Raw genomic sequence first — 15,741 nt, forward strand, 5'->3', positions numbered from 1 at the left:
TCAGCGTGCCTGAAGATCGAGCGCCGGGCTGTCGTCCCGGGAAGCGGCTTTACGCTCCCCCAAGACATTCCAGACAAGAAGATGACGATGCGGCGGAAAGGCCACGAAGCACGGGAGATCCTGCTGGTCGCGGCGCCGCACCACGCGTAGCTCCAGGTGAAGCTGACTGGCATCCTGGTGGGTAATCGCCCGCTGACCGTCCTGCTGGGCCCGGAGGGCGCAATCCCGCTCAGGCCCCACATCCCGCCATTGATCGGAACCCTGATCCGGGTCGTTCCAGCGCGCCTGCGCAATCCATTGCGACATCCACTCACCCTCCCTGGTGTTCGTTTGCAACGCGCATGATGCCGTCCATCGAGCGGTCGTTCCACCGGCCGCTGCCGGCCGCGAGGTCAGATGGGGTCCTGTACGCGTGCCTCGACCCACTCGGCCAGCCGTCGACCATCCAGCGAGAGCGATCCCAGGCCAAGGACCTCCGTATCGGGGCCTCGCTCCACGGTGATGGAGGCGTTGTACAGCTCCGGATAGTCGAGGATGAACATCGAGTCCTCGAGGGCATCACGCAACCGGTCGAAGGTGGACTCGGGGATCTCGAATGCGACCACGATGCGAACGATCTGGGGCATGGAAACGCCTTTGAATGGGGTGATGGCCCCACTATCCACGCCTCGACCCGGCTGTCGATTTTCCCGGCGCGCACCCGCGCGAGAAATCGACAAAAGCGCGGGATCCGCTTCAATAGGATCGAACCGACATTCAAGAGGATCTAAGCGATGGCGAACAACAGCTGGGCCGAGATTGACCTGTACATTGCGGATGGTGCCAAAAAAGAGAAGGCCTGGGCGATCACGCGGGATGTCGATCACCCGGAGCAGTTCATCGCCTTCTACGGCACCTGGGACGAACGGAAGCGTCTGACGGGCCGCAAGGCGACGGTGATGAGCGCCGCCAGCGCGGATGACAGGGCGTGGGAGAAGGAGCGCAAAGGCTACCGCCGGGTCCCGGGGTTCTGGATCAACCTGGAGACGGGCAAGGTAATCGACCGCCCCCCGTCCCAGGCGGCCGCCGAAGCCGCGGCGGAAGCGGCGGCGGAGCGAAAGGCGCAAAAATCGATCGAGCGCGAATGGCTGAAAAACCGGGGTGATGCCCCGCGGCGGGCGCTGTTCTGAGGCGCGGACGGCAACCCGTCAAATCCATTTGCCAAGAAATCGACAAGCCGAAACGTTCTGGCAATCTGGACCCATCGAAACCAACACCGGTCGCCTGTGGCGGCTGAGGCGAAACACCGGCGGCCCCGGCCAACTGGAACAGGGGTGGGATTTGCAGGCGAGTGCCCGAGGGATATGGCCCCGAAAACCCCTGCACCAAGGACTGCCGCCGGGCCATCGCGCCCATCTCCTCGGCAGGGCCAAGGGGAAACGCCACCTCACGGCGCCGCGCGTTGCAGGTGACAACGCACAATGCAGCGGTTGCTCATGGACATCAGCGACCCCGTACCGACGCCGGCACCGATCAGGACGATCAGGCCGGCGTTTTTTATGGGTGCAAACGACGCTTTGACAGCGCTCACCGGCCCGGCCACCATGAACTCCGAGCAAGCATGCCGGGCGCAATGCCCGAATCATCCAGGGCAGGATGGAAACGGAAAAGGATTTTCAGATCATGCAACGAAGCACCTGGAAGGTCGTCGCCGCGACCGCAATCACCCTGACGCTGTCCGCCTGCGGGCCCAGCCTGTCGCCAGAGGCGCAGGAGGTCGAGGGCTCCTTGACGGAGCGCCAACTCGAGCTTCTGGAACGCTCGGCCGATCGTCGCGGGCTAACCCGCGAGGAAGCGCTGGAGCAAATGGCAGAGGACTACGCCGAGATGGAGCAACGCTTCGGCAATCTGTCGGATCAGTTCTAGCGTCGCCCTCCGAGAAGAAATCGACAGCCTGGCGCCGAAGGGTACCTTGAATGCCGGCTACAAAAGAAAGCCGCCAACCAACGACCGAGGTAAAAAGCGATGAAGAAGATGACGACCCTTCTATCCACAGTGACCCTGACCCTTCTGCTGGGCGCATGCGCCGGGGAAGAAAGCAATCTTTCTCCGGAAGCGCAGGAGCTCAAGGACAGCATGAGCGACTCCGAGCTCGAGGATTTCGAAGGCTACGCGAACATGATGGGAGCCACGCTTGAAGAGGCGCTCGAGGCCGAGGCCTCGGACATCGACGCGGGGCGATCCGATGGTGAGTTCTAGGGTTCAGTGAACGGCCACCCAGACCTGGGGTGGGGCATCCCGCCCGGCTAACAGGAGAAACCATTGAAACAGAAAGCACCGGATGCCCCCTCCCCATTCCCCAGCGAACCCCTGGAAGGACCCTTTGCAGCGCTTGAGTGGGAATGCCGGCGCTGGGAACAGCGCGAGCTCGGAATTGATCCAGAAGTAGGTGTGTTCTATTGCGAAGGCGCGAGCCTAATCGAGGGCGTCAGCGACCAGCACGGCGGCATCGTGCTCCGCGTACCTTGGCGGATCGAAGAGAACACCGAGGGTGATGCAGGTGCCCCGATCGTCCTGCGCATCAGCAGCCGCCAGGTGGAATTCGTGGACCTGTCCGCCATGGAGGAGATCGATCCGGAGCGGGCGGAGAGTGCGGAGTTTCGCAAATCGATGGCCTCGGATGTTATCCGCCAGCTTTCCAGTGTCTGGTGGGAAGGGGTTCGCTCCTGCATTCGGGCTCACCCGGGCATGCTGCACCAGAATCAGCGAAATTGCGCTCACTAGCGGGGGTGTTTCGCGCCCGAGAATCACCGTGCGCCCAGCGCACATCCAGTGTCGCGCGAAAAACGACCTTTGCCGCCTGAAAAGGCTGCACGATACGATCAAGGCTCATTAGACCCCGCGCCAGGGTAACGGCGATCGGCTTCGGTTGATAATTGGGAGGTTTCGATCTCCTTCCGGCCGCCACGGCCACCCTGTTTCTTCTGGACAGGAATAACACCCACCCGGGGTCTACCGTACCCCGAGCGGGCGGTGACCCCTTTTTTTGGAGGTCACCATGCTGAAATATCCAGCCCCTCTGCGGGCCATTCCCTATGGGGCGCCGCCCCAGGAAAACCGCCTGCTTCGCATCCCCATGATCGCTCCCTCCTACGGGGGTACCGATACACCTCTCGTCGAGATTCCGTATCAGGTCTTGTTTTCGTTCACCGTGCATCACTTCCTCGAGCCGAACCGGCCCGCGGAATGGATCGTGGGAACGATGGAGGGATCGTTGCTGGTAATGCGCTATCACGAACGTTGCGTGCGTTTCATCGCCCCCTCGAACACGCCTGAAGCGCGATTCGAAAGCGATGCCTACGACGTCGACGATTTCCTCATGATGGATCGCAACTACACCCGTCGCCTTCTGTACGACATGGCGCTGGCCTCGTAAGCGAGGCGCCTTCCCATACCCGCCGTTCCGGGCTTGCAAGACCCACCGCATGCCCGAACGGGGGGTATGCGCCGAAGGAGATCACCCATGGAACTGAAGATGAACGATTCCACCGGAGAGCGGCGCTCAGTGCTCGAAATCCGGGATGAGGATGAAGGGGTCTGGATCCGCGTCATCAAGCGCGTCCATGACTACCAGATCATCGTCTTCGACCTGAACAGCCAGAACGAGGTTGGCCGGGTCAGTCGCCGCCGTCGCAAGGCGGCCTTCGATTACGCCCGGGCCTGTGTGGCTTGAGGGTAGCTGAAAACCCCGCGGCTCCGGGGTGTGTTGATACCACGACACACCCCGGGCCGGGGGTGTGCGTTTGGAGATCACCAATGGAAAACTTTCGCCACCCCTACGGGACGCTGATCCCAATGGACAGCGCCAGCCCTTATGACCGCAAAACCCTGGCGTACTGGCGCCAGCTGGCGGAGCAGGAATCGAATCTCGACGACCTTGAGGTCGTGTTCTTGTTCGACACCGAGATCCTCGAAGATCCGGAATGCGGATCCACCGAAGGATTGGATCATGGCGGTCGCTGCTTCCTGCTGGATGACCCATGGGAAGCCATCTGGGTTCATTCCCAGGAAGGGTTGACCCGTCGTGACGAGCTCGCCACCGCGTATGGAATGGGAACGGTCCACATCCATGAAAAAAGCGGCGGCGTGATTGCCGAAATCTGGCCGGATGTCCGTCGCAAGGCCCAGTCGGGCGGCGTACGACTGCCGTTCACGAAAGCCTTCGTCAGTCGCTCCGATGCCGAGGACTGGCTGGGTCGGATGTACCGGGATTCCGGGCTCTCGCCTCAGCAGACCCGGATGCAGACCCGTCAGGTTCAGGTGCTGGCGGAACGCGCCCTTTTGCGGGAGGTGTTCCGGGATCGCCTGAACAGCCCTCCCCGCAAGGTCGCGCTGTAAGCCGGCCTCGACACATGCCCGAAAACGGGCGTTTACCCAACCCTGTATCCGCGTGCTCCAATGGGGGCGCACGGATGCAGGCATTTCTAGGAGAGAACCATGCAAAACACCGCCATTGCACATGAATCGATCTTCGGCGGCTTCGGCCGCATTATTCCCTTCGATCTGAAGCAGGAGCGTGAAGCCCTGCTGCAACTGGAATCCGCCTTGCGGATGGCCGAGAAGTTCCAGGAGCCGGCCGAAGAGATGCCGGTCGCCAGCCTTCGTATGAATGCATCCGGTGAGCTGGAAATCCACGCCATCGGGGCGGAAGCGATCCTGGAAGCCTTCGACGCCAACGGGGTCAGCCCGATCCATGCGGTCTGGAAGCTGCGGTCCGACTCGGACTGGCAGTACGAGCGCATGGTCTGGGCATTCGCCATCGGGGCCGTTCAGGCAGCCTATGACGCCGCCGGTGCGGCCGGATATTTCGCCGAGCTGATCCCCGAAGTGCGCAACACGCTGATCAGTGTATGGGGTCGCAGTCCGGTATCGGTGACCAGCCCCGTGTTTGGCACGCGGGAGGAAGCGCTGGAATGGCTGGCGGACATGGCCGAGGAGGACACCATCGAGGTGACCCCCGAACGCCTGGCCGCGGGCAAGCCGGCCGCTACCCTGGAAATGGCCCTGGAGGATCTTCAGCGTCGTCACCAGATGATGGCCTGGAATCATCCGGTCGCCGAACCGGTCACTGAAATGGCCTTGCACGGCTAAACCCAAAACCCACCCCGCCCTGGTCCGTTCGGACACAGGCGACCTTTCATGCATCCCTTCGGGGGTGCATACCCGAATCCATGGCGCGTGGGTTCCGGTATGCACCGCTGGATCGTGACGCCACGATCCGCTCCCGTCTTCATGCAGGCACCCTCACCCGGTGCCGAAGAAGCACGCTCGGAACCTCGGGCGTGAAACACCCAACACCGCCATCGGCGGTTCTTTCAGGAGAAGCACCATGCACTACACGAAAGGCCCTTATGGGGTCCTGCTCGATGTGGATATGCCCCCGAATACGTGGGACTCCCGCATTCATCGATCACTCGATGCGATACCCACTCTCGCTTTTGTTCATCGGCCCACCTTGGTCACGCGAGAAGAAGTGTCGAAAGGGCAGATTCTCCACGCGGCCAAGAATCCGCTCGACGTCGAAAAGATCACGCCGATTGTCGACGGGGACGAAGACTTCGACGGGCTTATCTGGCTCGTGGATCCGGAACAGGCGCATCAATTGGAACGGATCCGGTCGCTGCTGCACTACGGGCAGATCAGCCGGTTCCCCGATCAGGATGCCTGGATGGTATCGCCCGCGGTGGATCCGTCCGGAGTGACGGGGCCGATCCGGGCTCCAACGCCCAGCCATGTGATGGACGCCCTCGAGTACATGAAGGAAAACTTCAGCAATCTGGAGCCTCAGTCGGGGCAGGATCAGCGTCTGTGGCGTCTCGTTCGCGCGTTTGCCATCGAGGCCTCCGTGTTCCATTCAGACACCCAGGACGCCTCGGAATCCACTGAAACGGTGGTGCCGATGGAGGCCCAGTGGATCGAACGCGATCGTCAGGCGTGTCCTTCGCGGGCACTGTTTTAGTACCCACACCGGGGCAACCCCTGCCCCGTTCTTTTCAGGAGAACCACCATGGAGCACTTACCGCACTCCCGCCTGACGGGGGAGTCGCCGGAGGCCGTCGGTCGCCTGCTCGACCCCAAGCGGGATCGGGAAGCGATTGACGAGCTGATGGAGAAGGACTGGCAAACGGACTGGGCCCTGGCCGGGGCCGTGTCACTGGTCTGGCATCAGGATAACGCCGTCTCGGTGGCCGGAGTCGGCCGCTACGCCCTTCAGGACTGCCTGGACGCCCATGATCGCGGGGATTCGGGTCGGGGGCACCTGATTTTCGTGCCCCGGCACGAAGGGATCCGATCCGCCGTTCTCGAAAACGTGATGCGGTTCGGTATCGAGCCCTGCGAAGGCGGTGAGTACCGCCGTTTCTCGGACTGGGTCTGTGAAGCCCTGGAACCCCAACTTCGGGACCAGGGCGCCCTTTGGACCTGGCCCGCCTGGCCGGTCAAGGGCGGTCACGATGACAGCCGCGGTTACATCATGCTGACCCGCCCGGGGCGCGAGCGCGTCGCTGACATCCTCATCGAGGTCGGCAGCCCTCGAAAGCTGACCCGAGCCATCTGGTTCGAACTGGCCGCCGCCAACCTGACGGACCGACGAGTCCGAAGTGAACTTCGGTCCGCCCGGGCCCCGTTGGGCGCCTGGCTGGGCGTACCGGATGGTGTCGAGCGACGATCCCTGTTCTGAAGTCGTAAATCCACGCCAGCCGATGCACTGCATAGCTGGCCTCTTCCCAATCTGTATCGCCCGCCTTTGGCGGGCCCCTATTTCCGGAGCCGCGCGCCCGTTTCTGGTCGATGCGCGATCCACTCCCGTCTTCATGCAGGCACCCTCACCCGGTGCCGAAGAAGCACGCTTGGAACCTCGGGCGTGAAACACCCACCACCGCCACCGGCGGTTCTTACAGGAGATACACCATGAAAAAGCTGATGAAGTCTGATTCAGTGGATATCGACCTCAATGAGGTCGAAGGCCTGGAGTTGTGCGACCCGGATTGTGGCCCGATGGGTTATGACGGGCCTGTGATTCGCCGGTTGTCGGAAAACCGGATCGCAGTCGGTCAACTCGTCCGGGACGATGATCCCGCGATCTTCCAAATGTTGGAAGACGACAATATGGCGAACGTCGTCATTGCAGAAAACGCATCGACCGCCGAACTGGAAAGATTGCACGCAGCACTGGGGACCACCGTCCACAACGGCGTGCTCGATGAACCTGTGTTCTCCGAGATGCTGGATCAAACCAACCGCCACGGACGGGCCTTGCTCGAGTCCTGGGTTCAGGACCTAGCAAAACGCACGCTGGACCCCGTGTTTCTTCAGGACGAAGACCAGGTGCAACGTCTCAAGGCAGTGGATCAGGATATGTTGCTGTCCCAGGAGATGAATGACCCGGACCTGCGGGACTGGGCCATTCGGAACGCCCCGTCGAGCGTGACGATATCCGATGGATGGATCCGGTCGCGCATTCGGCGGGGTATTCGCAACCGGGATGAAAGCCTGGCGGATCTGGACTGTGTGAAGCGTCACTGCAACACCGCCGATCTTGCGAAAGAGCAGGCGAAAACCCTGCTCAACGACGCCCCTGAAGACCTCGATGAAGTCAACGTGGTCGAAGGCGCGGTGGATCAGTGGTGGGCGGATCTCGTGACGGAAGGCGGATTCGGTGACAAGTATGCCGTTCCGTTTAAACATGCGTACCACTCCTCGGCCGGTCCGATATCGCTGTCGGTCACCGGAACGTGGCCCGATTTCGGGGAACGGTTGGGGGGTGTCTGCCTGCTGGAATCCGACCAGGTAGAGATGTGCCGCAAAGACGCGGACCTGTACGCCTTCACACGGTTTCGTCACGACAGGACCTGGGGTACGGCCGACGTCGAGCTCGACCCGGCGTTTGCCGAGGCCCTGGGCGTCGGCCGCTATATCCAGTTCAGTGATCTGAGAAAGGCTGAATCCACGATCCGCGAGTGGATGGATCAGGCCTGGAGGTCCGGTTCGGGCGCCTTCTGCGTCCTGCCCTCCGCGCGTGAACGCGGTTTTATCGAGGCCGCTGAAACCCTCGCCTCGATCATCGTTGATGAAATCGAGGATGCGATGAACGGCAATGTGTTCGTCAGCATCATCGATATCCTCGAGTACGACCCGGTCGAAGGTGTCTGGCATGTCCTGGAGGATCAACAGCACACCTGTGGCGGATTCATCGGAGATGCCTGGGCCCGCGACGGGCTTGCGGACATGCTCCCCCGTGCGCAGGAAGAACCGGAACCCGCCGCACTGGCGGCGTAATCCGAACCAACCTCGACCCCAACGCCCCGCGCTGCACTTTGGTGCGGCAAAGGGCCTTTTGAATGGAGAAGCACCATGAAGAGCATTACGATTGAGCTGTACCCCGAGTCCAAGCACGAGATCGACATGCCCCTGACCGGGCGTGTCGAGATCAGCGAGGGCATGCTGGAGGAAGTGAAGACGTTGGCGCAGGTCTGCCGGCAACATGGGCTGAACGCACTGCAACGCTTCGACTTCTCGCCGGAGTGGGACTGGGATGACACGACAGAGATGGATCTTCTCTGGGTGACAGAGGACAGTATCCGCTTCAGTGCCCGCCCCAAGCACATGGACCTGGAATTCGAGTCGCAGGATATTCTGCTGCGTGATCTCGAGGCCCAGTTCCAGGCGGCTCTTTGAGAGGTCGGTCATGTCGGAAGCCGATGAGATCGCTCGCACGATCGTCCGCGTCGATGCACGACAGCCGAGGAGCCACGACGAGGCCTGTCAATGGGTCGCGCGTGACTACATGCCCGATGCAGGACGTCAGGTCATCGACAACGTGGCTCAGGCCTGGATGGGGCGGGTGTCGTCATTCGACGGCAGCCACAACTGCCCAGCGTTCGACTAAAACCCACAGCGGGATGTGCGCCTTGTGCGCACGCCCGCCTTACCCTTCTTCTGGACCCCTGCCGAATCGGCGCGGGTCTGCGCTCCTCCCATGGGCCTTCGGGCATCGCGCCGGGGGGATGCGCTACGCTGTAGATCCGCGATGTCCAAACTGCACGAACCGCCAAAGGGCATAGGGAGCATGCCAGGGCCAAGGAGAAGCTATGCAAGCGCCGCCCGGACGCTCCCTGCTGTACAACCCCCGATCCATGCGTTTGAGTGAGTACAGCCTGTTTCTGGGCGTGCTGGTGGCCATGATCGCCCCCTGGGCGCTGATGGCGCCGGGCGACTTCGGCGAATTCATTCTGCGCGCCTGGTTGCTGGTATCTCTGATGGCGGTCCTGCCACTGGGGCAGTCCCGGGTCATTACCCCCTGGGTCCGGCTTCCGCTGGGGGTAACAGTCTTCACGGTGACCGCCATTGGAAAAATGAACCTGGCGGTTCTGCATGGGCTGGAGGGGCCGACGGATCTCAGCAAGTGGCCCTGGGTGCCGGCACTCGTTTATGTCTTCGTGAGCTTCTTTGCGGCCCTCTTTATCGCCAACCGGCGCCAGACCCGACGCATGGCCCTGGAATCGCGCGAATCGGAATCGGCCGTGTAATCCGGCGCCCGTCATGCCGGGAAGAATTTGAACGAGGCCGGGGCGTGCGTTTTCATGGGGAAAAGGAATCCCCTAGCAGCTGAAAGGAGTCAGCGATCATGCTTCAGCGCATCAAGAACTACCTGATCCGTCGCGCCGAGCGCACCCCCTACTTCCACCTCAAAGGCTACATGGAGCGCTACTGGCTGCTGGGCGGAACCGCCCGGGATCCGCGGCCGGTCATACAACGAGCCTGGGTGGGCAGCATCCTGGACCGCTGGGTCGGCCGCCTGGTCTGCGTCCGGATCCACCGCATTCTCAGTTCCGATCACGATCGGCACCTGCACGATCACCCGTGTTCATCCGCAAGCCTCATCCTGGAGGGCGGCTACTGGGAGATCTTCCCGAAGCGTCAGGACCAGCACCCGTCTGAGGATGCCGTTCACTACCGCCGCGTATGGCGCGGGCCGGGCACCGTCGTGGTGCGCCGCGCTGGTACCCGGCATCGCCTGGAGCTCGAGCCCGGCGTCACGCCGGTCAGCCTGTTCGTGTTCGGCCCCCGCACGCAGAAGTGGGGGTTCTATACCGAATCGGGGAAGGTCTACTGGCGCGAGTACCTGGGCCTGGACCCAGCAGCGGAATCAGCCCCTTGAGGCGCCATGCGATCCCGCCGGTCGCCCTCCCACCGTCTTCATGCAGGCATCCTCACCCGGTGCCGAAGAAGCGCGTTCGGAACCTCGAACGTGACACACCCAACGCTCCGACAGGAGCCCTTTAGGAGAGCACCATGGAACCATCCATACCTTTGATTGGTATCAGCGGACCGGCTCGTTCCGGGAAAGACGCCACAGCGTCGATCCTGGTGGCGCGCGGGTTCGAACGGATCGCCTTTGCCGACCCCGTGAAGGCGGCGGTCGGGGCCCTTTTCCCGGACGTCGATCATTACGAGGACAAGGAACGGGTGATCCCGGAGATTGGCAAAAGCTCGCGCGAGTTGCAGCAAACGCTCGGGACGGAATGGGGACGCCACATGGTTCATCCGAACCTGTGGCTGATCCTGGCCGATCGAGCGATCGAAGCGGCCTTTGCCGCAGGAAAGCCCGGTGTGGTGATCTCGGACGTTCGTTTCGACAACGAAGCCGAGTTCGTTCGCAACCGGGGCGGCCTGGTCGTGCGTCTTCATCGTGAAGACCGCGAGCAAATCCGTTCTCATGCGTCCGAGGCGGGCATTGAGGATGCCCTCGTGGATGTGGAGCTGGACAACAACGCCGCTTCGTTGGAGGCCCTAGCGGCTGAGTTCGATCGGGTGGTGTGGCCGGTCCTGCGGGAACGCGATGCAACGCCTTCGTCGGTCGCCTAGCCAGGCACCCGACCTTCACCCGTCCCCCATCCGGGGGGCGGGTCTACCCTACGCCGGCCATCCCGCCGGCTTTTGACCAGAGCAAGGAGAAACACAATGGCGAACAACTACGAAACGTCCACCATCCTCCAGACGATCCCGGATCGCCTTCTGAACGACCTGGATCATCGAGTGCTCCGCGAGATGGGTGCAACCATCGAGAAGACACACGACGGGTCGCACTATCTGTGCATGGAGGATTACTCGGTAGACTTCTGGTTCATCGAACCTGAGAGGCTGCCGGAGATCATCGGCCTGTTCCAGGACTGCTATCCGGAACCGGAGAAGGCCCCGAAGTGGGTGGAGCGCCTGCTGGAAGAGGTGCGGCGGATACAAAAGATCGATGAACTTCATCCGGGCGATCCACAAACCCTGGAGATCGATTTCAATGAAGTCGGGGTCGATTGGCACGACGTGCTGCAATCGCTCCTGGAAAAGCCCGAGAACACCGGGCCCGACCGCCTCGACGCCATCGAGATCAAGGCGGCCTACTGGTGCGAGAAGCCACGGCCCGCATGAGTTCGGCGGGCATGTCACGCGCATCACCCGGGACGACATCGATGTCATTGGCATCGATCATGTCCTGGAGTTCATGCGCAAGGGTGGCTCCATCGACTTCGATGGGGGTCTGACGGCAACACCCGTTCAGCCCCCGAAGAAACCAGTGGTGCTGAACGAGCCGGAGGACGGAGCCAGTCTGTACGAGGCTATCGTGACGCACGATGCCTCCTGCTCGGCCGTGATTCGCGTGTACGCGAACTCAACCGAAGAGGCCCGTGAGATGATGTCCGATAGTCAGACGCTTCAGAATGTTTCCTTCGATCTTGATGACGACAACATGCCCAATCAGTATTACCTGGGCGATGAGGACGCCATCGAGAAGATCGACTGCAACGAATCGGCAGCCTGACCGCCAAACCCACCCCCCCCGGCCCCGCGAAAGCGGGTCGGGGGTTTTTTGTGGGGTGGCGGGCTAGAGGTGTTCCGACGCGAAAGCCGACAATCGCGAACGCTCGCCCTGGATCAGCGCCAGATGCCCGCCATGGTCGAACTCGCGGAAGCGATCAACGACGTAGGTCAGGCCGGAGGAGGTCTCGGTCAGATAAGGGGTGTCGATTTGGTCCAGATTGCCGAGGGCCACGATCTTCGTGTCGGGCCCGGCGCGGGTGATCAGGGTTTTCATCTGCTTGACCGTGAGATTCTGGGCCTCGTCGAGAATGATGTAGCGGTTGAAGAAGGTCCGGCCGCGCATGAAGTTCATCGAGCGGACCTTGACGCGCTTCTCGATCAGGTCGTGGGTTGCCTGACGGCTCCAGTCGCCGCTGGAGTCATCGATGTCTACCAACGCTTCCAGGTTGTCCATCAGTGCCCCCATCCAGGGCATCATCTTTTCTTCTTCAGTGCCAGGCAGGAAGCCGATGTCCTCGCCTACCGGGATCGTCGCACGGGTCATCAGCACCTCGCGATAGGTCTTGCGATCGAGGACCTGGGAGAGTCCGGCCGCCAGTGCCAGAAGGGTCTTACCGGTGCCGGCACCCCCGACCAGGGAAACGAAATCGATCTCGGGGTCCATGAGGAGACGCAAGGCATAAGCCTGCTCCCGATTTCGTGGCTTCACGCCCCAAGACCCCATGGCATTCAGGTTTAGGGCCTCGAGGACGGCGCTGGGGGCGTCGCGGTCGACCTCGAGCACCATCGCGTCTAGCGGCAGATCGCCTTCGAGATACACGAACTGGTTGGGGCAAAACTCACGGGTAATCTCCCCATGCACGCGGTAATAGTCCTTGCCGTTGTGCGTCCAGGACTCCACCGTGGACTCCAGCGACTCCCAGAAATCCGCCGCCAGGGCATCCGACCCGCGCGGCAGGAGGTCCAGGTCGTCCACGGCGTGATCGTTCCGGTAGTCCTGCGCCTCGATCCCGGCCGCCGCGGCCTTGATTCGAAGGTTGATGTCCTTGGTGACCAGGGCCACCTTGCGCTCAGGGTTCCGTTCACACAGCGCCATCGCACAACCCAGGATGGTGTTGTCCGCGACATCCACTCCGAGTCCGTCTGGAACATTCGACTCGTCGCCACGCGACTGGAAGTACAGGTGCCCCGTAGGGCGTTGCTCGTCGCACAGGGCCGACTCCCCCATGGACAGCGCAATACCATTGAGCAGGTTCTGGTGGCCGGCGGCCTGGATTAGATCATCGAGGAAGCGACTGGCCTGGCGCGCATTGCGGGCCACCTCATTTTGCCCCTTCTTGTGGCGATCCAACTCCTCCAGTACGGCCATCGGGATGAACAGATCATGCTCGTGGAAGCGAAACAGGGCAGTCGGGTCGTGCATCAGCACGTTGGTGTCGATGACAAAAAAGCAGGGTTGAGCCATAGCAGAGAGCATCCTTTCTCGTTGGGTTCCAGTCCTTGGAGTGCCGTGCGCAGTAAGCGCTAGGGCGGCACATCCTCAGCGTGCCGCCGTGAGGGTTGGTCGTTCAAATCGACCTCAAGAGGCATACAGTGCGGCCGGGCGTTCCCAGACCGGCGGCTTGGCCTCCATCGGGGACGGTTCCAGCGGTTCCGGTCGATGCAGGCCAAAGCCCTGTCCGTAGTCGATGCCGATCTCGCGCAGTGACACCAGAAGGCGCGGGTCGGAGACGAACTCGGCAACCGTCTCCAGGCCCATCACATGCCCGATATGGTGGATGCTCTCCACCATTGCATGGTGAATCGGGTCCTCGGCCATATCGCGAACGAAGCTCCCGTCAATCTTGATGTAGTCGACCTTGAGATCGCGCAGGTAGCCAAACGAGGACATGCCTACGCCGAAATCATCCAGCGCGAACCGGCAGCCCAGCCCTCGCAGCTCCTTCATAAAGCGGCTGGCCTGGTCCAGGTTGGCAATGGCCGCGGTCTCGGTGATCTCGAAGCAGATCCGGGAGGGGTCGACGCGTGTGTGGCGGAAGATCTTGGTAATGAAGTCGAGCATCTCGATGTCGCATAGCGACTGCCCGGACAGGTTGACGGAGTAGCGGCCCTTGAACCCGCTTCCGGGGTTCGCCATGTGGGTGAGCACGCGGCGAATCACCCAGCGATCGATTTGCGGCATGATCCCGAAGCGTTCGGCGGCCGGGATAAACGTGCCTGGGGAGAGAAGCTCGCCTTTCTGGTCCAGAACGCGCACCAGGACCTCGGTGTACCCCTTCCCCTTCCCCGACACCGGGCAGATGTTCTGCCCGTGGAGCCACAGACGATCGGCCTCGATGGCCTCGCTGATTGCCTGCACACAGTGCATGTGATCCTCGCAGTACGCCACGTTTTCGTCCCCCGAATGGGTAACGTGGATCCGGTTGCGCCCCGCCTCCTTGGCGAGGTAGCACGCGGCGTCCGCCTTGCTCATAAACTGCTCGGCATCCCCAGTGTCGGGGTCAATGGGGGCTACACCGATCGAGACCCCTACCGTAAAGACCTTGCCCTGCCACTCGAAGCGGCCCTCGGCCACGGATGCGCGGATCTTTTCCGCGATCGCCTCCGCCTCTCCAAGTGTGCAGCGTTCCAGCAAAATCCCGAACTCATCTCCCCCCAGTCGGGCAAGCACGTCGCTGCTGCGCAAGCGCTCCTGGAACTGCGTCGCAAGCTGGCGGAGCAGCTCATCACCCGCCGGGTGTCCGCAGGTATCGTTGACTACCTTGAACTGATCGAGATCGAGATAGATCAAGCTGTGATCGATCCCATTACGACGCGCATGGATGACCATTTTGCGCAGGCGCCGCTCGAACTCAGCTCGGTTGGGAAGGCCGGTCAGCTCATCGTGGCGGGCCGCCCAGATCAGATCCCGTTCCAATGAGCGTGAGCGCGTCACATCGCGGAAGACCAGGGCCGCGCCTATGATGGCACCGGATCGGTTACGGATCGGCGAGGCGACCTCTTCGATCTCGTACTGCTGGCCGGTGCGCGACACCAGCATCTGGTCATGCCGCAGGCCCGAGGCCATGCCGTCGTAGACGCACTCGGTCAAGGGGTGATAAATGCGGGTGCCACTGGATGCGTCGATCAGCATAAACACGTCGTCCAGGCGGTGGTTGACCGCCTCGTCATGCGTCCACCCCGTCAAATGCTCGGCGACAGGGTTGAGGTATTCGACATGCCCGCGCAGATCCGTCGTGATCACCGCATCCCCGATCGCGTGGAGCGTCACCTGGGCGCGCTCCTTCTCGTGGAAGAGTTCGGATTCCGAGCGGGCGGTGCGGCGATACACGAGCCACCCCGCCAGCAGCCCAACGATCAGAGACAGCCCGCCCAAAAGGGGTAATGCCACTATGGCCTTCGCATAGTCCGACGAGGACGAATCCCGGAGCGAGTCCGCCGCTTCGGCGTGGCGCCGCATCAGCTCCCCAAAAAACGCATCGAGCTCGGCGTGACGTGGGAGGAACGCATCCAGTTCCTCGATCGGAAGCGCGCCCAGTGCAGCCCGCTCAAGCGCGAGGCCCTGGGAGAATCCCGTGTCCGCCAGGGCCAATTGCCAGGCCTGATACTCATCGGATGCGGCTGTTTCGGAGTCGACCAACTGACGATACGCGTCGTGCAATACGTCAATACGATGATCCGCCTGCGCAAAGCCTTCGAACGCGTCGGCGTCTTCCCGAGAGAGTGACGCCTGAATGAGGTAGGAAGTCCGGTTTAATGCCGCGTGGCGTGCCTCGTAAAGGAGCTGAAGCGTCGTATTAGAAGTAACCAGCTGCTGCTTCTGCGATTGCGCATGCGCCAAGCGATCCATCCCGATCCAAATCAGGATCAGGAGCAGAAAGAGAACGA

General features: G+C 62.0%; 22 protein-coding genes. 18 read left to right on the forward strand and 4 right to left on the reverse strand.

The genetic code is table 11. The annotated features are described in order from the left end of the window. Both TK90_RS13410 and TK90_RS13415 read right to left on the reverse strand, forming a co-directional pair. Nucleotides 1-306 carry a hypothetical protein gene (locus tag TK90_RS13410; protein ID WP_013006518.1) on the reverse strand — a complete coding sequence of 102 codons (306 nt, stop codon included), beginning with the start codon at nucleotides 304-306 and terminating at the stop codon, nucleotides 1-3. A gap of 86 nt (nucleotides 307-392) precedes the next feature. Beyond that, a complete protein-coding gene (locus TK90_RS13415; protein WP_013006519.1) occupies nucleotides 393-626 on the reverse strand; it encodes a hypothetical protein in 234 nt (77 codons plus the stop codon). A 147-nt stretch (nucleotides 627-773) separates the two neighbouring features. On the opposite strand from TK90_RS13415, the gene TK90_RS13420 reads away from it, so the two are divergent. The 18 genes from TK90_RS13420 (at nucleotide 774) to TK90_RS15410 (ending at nucleotide 11,854) form a co-directional block, all read left to right on the forward strand. After that, nucleotides 774-1,169, forward strand: coding sequence for a hypothetical protein (locus TK90_RS13420; RefSeq protein WP_013006520.1), 396 nt, complete (start codon nucleotides 774-776; stop codon nucleotides 1,167-1,169). A gap of 493 nt (nucleotides 1,170-1,662) precedes the next feature. Further along, nucleotides 1,663-1,905, forward strand: coding sequence for a hypothetical protein (locus TK90_RS13425; protein ID WP_244406402.1), 243 nt, complete (start codon nucleotides 1,663-1,665; stop codon nucleotides 1,903-1,905). Nucleotides 1,906-2,004: 99 nt separating this feature from the next. After that, nucleotides 2,005-2,238 (forward strand): hypothetical protein, encoded by a 234-nt coding sequence (locus TK90_RS13430; protein WP_013006522.1) that lies wholly within the window; start codon nucleotides 2,005-2,007, stop codon nucleotides 2,236-2,238. Between the two features lie 63 nt (nucleotides 2,239-2,301). Further along, nucleotides 2,302-2,763 (forward strand): hypothetical protein, encoded by a 462-nt coding sequence (locus TK90_RS13435; protein ID WP_013006523.1) that lies wholly within the window; start codon nucleotides 2,302-2,304, stop codon nucleotides 2,761-2,763. A gap of 274 nt (nucleotides 2,764-3,037) precedes the next feature. Continuing rightward, nucleotides 3,038-3,415: a hypothetical protein gene (locus TK90_RS13440; RefSeq protein ID WP_013006524.1), complete on the forward strand. Its 378-nt coding sequence runs from the start codon at nucleotides 3,038-3,040 to the stop codon at nucleotides 3,413-3,415. 87 nt (nucleotides 3,416-3,502) lie between these two features. Next, nucleotides 3,503-3,712 (forward strand): hypothetical protein, encoded by a 210-nt coding sequence (locus tag TK90_RS13445; protein WP_013006525.1) that lies wholly within the window; start codon nucleotides 3,503-3,505, stop codon nucleotides 3,710-3,712. 83 nt (nucleotides 3,713-3,795) lie between these two features. Continuing rightward, nucleotides 3,796-4,377: a hypothetical protein gene (locus TK90_RS13450; protein ID WP_013006526.1), complete on the forward strand. Its 582-nt coding sequence runs from the start codon at nucleotides 3,796-3,798 to the stop codon at nucleotides 4,375-4,377. A gap of 99 nt (nucleotides 4,378-4,476) precedes the next feature. Beyond that, nucleotides 4,477-5,130, forward strand: coding sequence for a hypothetical protein (locus TK90_RS13455; RefSeq protein WP_013006527.1), 654 nt, complete (start codon nucleotides 4,477-4,479; stop codon nucleotides 5,128-5,130). Between the two features lie 160 nt (nucleotides 5,131-5,290). Next, a complete protein-coding gene (locus tag TK90_RS13460; RefSeq protein WP_148216267.1) occupies nucleotides 5,291-5,998 on the forward strand; it encodes a hypothetical protein in 708 nt (235 codons plus the stop codon). A 48-nt stretch (nucleotides 5,999-6,046) separates the two neighbouring features. Further along, entirely contained in the window at nucleotides 6,047-6,718 is a 672-nt protein-coding gene (locus tag TK90_RS13465) for a hypothetical protein (protein WP_013006529.1), read from the forward strand. Nucleotides 6,719-6,948: 230 nt separating this feature from the next. Beyond that, nucleotides 6,949-8,316: a hypothetical protein gene (locus TK90_RS13470; RefSeq protein WP_013006530.1), complete on the forward strand. Its 1,368-nt coding sequence runs from the start codon at nucleotides 6,949-6,951 to the stop codon at nucleotides 8,314-8,316. Nucleotides 8,317-8,391: 75 nt separating this feature from the next. Next, nucleotides 8,392-8,715, forward strand: a complete 324-nt coding sequence (locus TK90_RS13475; RefSeq protein WP_013006531.1) for a hypothetical protein — start codon at nucleotides 8,392-8,394, stop codon at nucleotides 8,713-8,715. Nucleotides 8,716-8,725: 10 nt separating this feature from the next. Next, nucleotides 8,726-8,926 (forward strand): hypothetical protein, encoded by a 201-nt coding sequence (locus TK90_RS13480; RefSeq protein ID WP_013006532.1) that lies wholly within the window; start codon nucleotides 8,726-8,728, stop codon nucleotides 8,924-8,926. A 202-nt stretch (nucleotides 8,927-9,128) separates the two neighbouring features. Then, nucleotides 9,129-9,566, forward strand: a complete 438-nt coding sequence (locus TK90_RS13485; RefSeq protein ID WP_013006533.1) for a hypothetical protein — start codon at nucleotides 9,129-9,131, stop codon at nucleotides 9,564-9,566. Between the two features lie 98 nt (nucleotides 9,567-9,664). Continuing rightward, nucleotides 9,665-10,198, forward strand: a complete 534-nt coding sequence (locus tag TK90_RS13490) for a hypothetical protein (protein WP_013006534.1) — start codon at nucleotides 9,665-9,667, stop codon at nucleotides 10,196-10,198. Nucleotides 10,199-10,332: 134 nt separating this feature from the next. Next, complete coding sequence (locus tag TK90_RS13495) at nucleotides 10,333-10,905, forward strand: hypothetical protein (protein ID WP_013006535.1); 573 nt, start codon at nucleotides 10,333-10,335, stop codon at nucleotides 10,903-10,905. Between the two features lie 96 nt (nucleotides 10,906-11,001). Then, nucleotides 11,002-11,463, forward strand: a complete 462-nt coding sequence (locus tag TK90_RS15405) for a hypothetical protein (RefSeq protein WP_013006536.1) — start codon at nucleotides 11,002-11,004, stop codon at nucleotides 11,461-11,463. Between the two features lie 73 nt (nucleotides 11,464-11,536). Next, complete coding sequence (locus TK90_RS15410) at nucleotides 11,537-11,854, forward strand: hypothetical protein (protein ID WP_013006537.1); 318 nt, start codon at nucleotides 11,537-11,539, stop codon at nucleotides 11,852-11,854. A gap of 63 nt (nucleotides 11,855-11,917) precedes the next feature. On the opposite strand, the gene TK90_RS13505 is transcribed toward TK90_RS15410, so the two are convergent. Together TK90_RS13505 and TK90_RS13510 are read right to left on the reverse strand one after the other, a co-directional pair. Beyond that, entirely contained in the window at nucleotides 11,918-13,318 is a 1,401-nt protein-coding gene (locus tag TK90_RS13505) for a PhoH family protein (protein ID WP_018940626.1), read from the reverse strand. Between the two features lie 114 nt (nucleotides 13,319-13,432). Beyond that, complete coding sequence (locus tag TK90_RS13510; RefSeq protein ID WP_371190826.1) at nucleotides 13,433-15,703, reverse strand: EAL domain-containing protein; 2,271 nt, start codon at nucleotides 15,701-15,703, stop codon at nucleotides 13,433-13,435. Nucleotides 15,704-15,741 lie beyond the last annotated feature (38 nt).

It is taken from the genome of Thioalkalivibrio sp. K90mix (assembly GCF_000025545.1).
Classification (GTDB): domain Bacteria; phylum Pseudomonadota; class Gammaproteobacteria; order Ectothiorhodospirales; family Ectothiorhodospiraceae; genus Thioalkalivibrio.

Coding starts and splice junctions, on each gene's coding strand:
- TK90_RS13410 (WP_013006518.1), bottom strand. CDS start 306: ATGTCGCAATGGATTGCGCAGGCGCGCTGGAACGACCCGGATCAGGGT.
- TK90_RS13415 (WP_013006519.1), bottom strand. CDS start 626: ATGCCCCAGATCGTTCGCATCGTGGTCGCATTCGAGATCCCCGAGTCC.
- TK90_RS13420 (WP_013006520.1), top strand. CDS start 774: ATGGCGAACAACAGCTGGGCCGAGATTGACCTGTACATTGCGGATGGT.
- TK90_RS13425 (WP_244406402.1), top strand. CDS start 1,663: ATGCAACGAAGCACCTGGAAGGTCGTCGCCGCGACCGCAATCACCCTG.
- TK90_RS13430 (WP_013006522.1), top strand. CDS start 2,005: ATGAAGAAGATGACGACCCTTCTATCCACAGTGACCCTGACCCTTCTG.
- TK90_RS13440 (WP_013006524.1), top strand. CDS start 3,038: ATGCTGAAATATCCAGCCCCTCTGCGGGCCATTCCCTATGGGGCGCCG.
- TK90_RS13445 (WP_013006525.1), top strand. CDS start 3,503: ATGGAACTGAAGATGAACGATTCCACCGGAGAGCGGCGCTCAGTGCTC.
- TK90_RS13450 (WP_013006526.1), top strand. CDS start 3,796: ATGGAAAACTTTCGCCACCCCTACGGGACGCTGATCCCAATGGACAGC.
- TK90_RS13455 (WP_013006527.1), top strand. CDS start 4,477: ATGCAAAACACCGCCATTGCACATGAATCGATCTTCGGCGGCTTCGGC.
- TK90_RS13465 (WP_013006529.1), top strand. CDS start 6,047: ATGGAGCACTTACCGCACTCCCGCCTGACGGGGGAGTCGCCGGAGGCC.
- TK90_RS13470 (WP_013006530.1), top strand. CDS start 6,949: ATGAAAAAGCTGATGAAGTCTGATTCAGTGGATATCGACCTCAATGAG.
- TK90_RS13475 (WP_013006531.1), top strand. CDS start 8,392: ATGAAGAGCATTACGATTGAGCTGTACCCCGAGTCCAAGCACGAGATC.
- TK90_RS13480 (WP_013006532.1), top strand. CDS start 8,726: ATGTCGGAAGCCGATGAGATCGCTCGCACGATCGTCCGCGTCGATGCA.
- TK90_RS13485 (WP_013006533.1), top strand. CDS start 9,129: ATGCAAGCGCCGCCCGGACGCTCCCTGCTGTACAACCCCCGATCCATG.
- TK90_RS13490 (WP_013006534.1), top strand. CDS start 9,665: ATGCTTCAGCGCATCAAGAACTACCTGATCCGTCGCGCCGAGCGCACC.
- TK90_RS13495 (WP_013006535.1), top strand. CDS start 10,333: ATGGAACCATCCATACCTTTGATTGGTATCAGCGGACCGGCTCGTTCC.
- TK90_RS15405 (WP_013006536.1), top strand. CDS start 11,002: ATGGCGAACAACTACGAAACGTCCACCATCCTCCAGACGATCCCGGAT.
- TK90_RS15410 (WP_013006537.1), top strand. CDS start 11,537: ATGCGCAAGGGTGGCTCCATCGACTTCGATGGGGGTCTGACGGCAACA.
- TK90_RS13505 (WP_018940626.1), bottom strand. CDS start 13,318: ATGGCTCAACCCTGCTTTTTTGTCATCGACACCAACGTGCTGATGCAC.
- TK90_RS13510 (WP_371190826.1), bottom strand. CDS start 15,703: ATGGATCGCTTGGCGCATGCGCAATCGCAGAAGCAGCAGCTGGTTACT.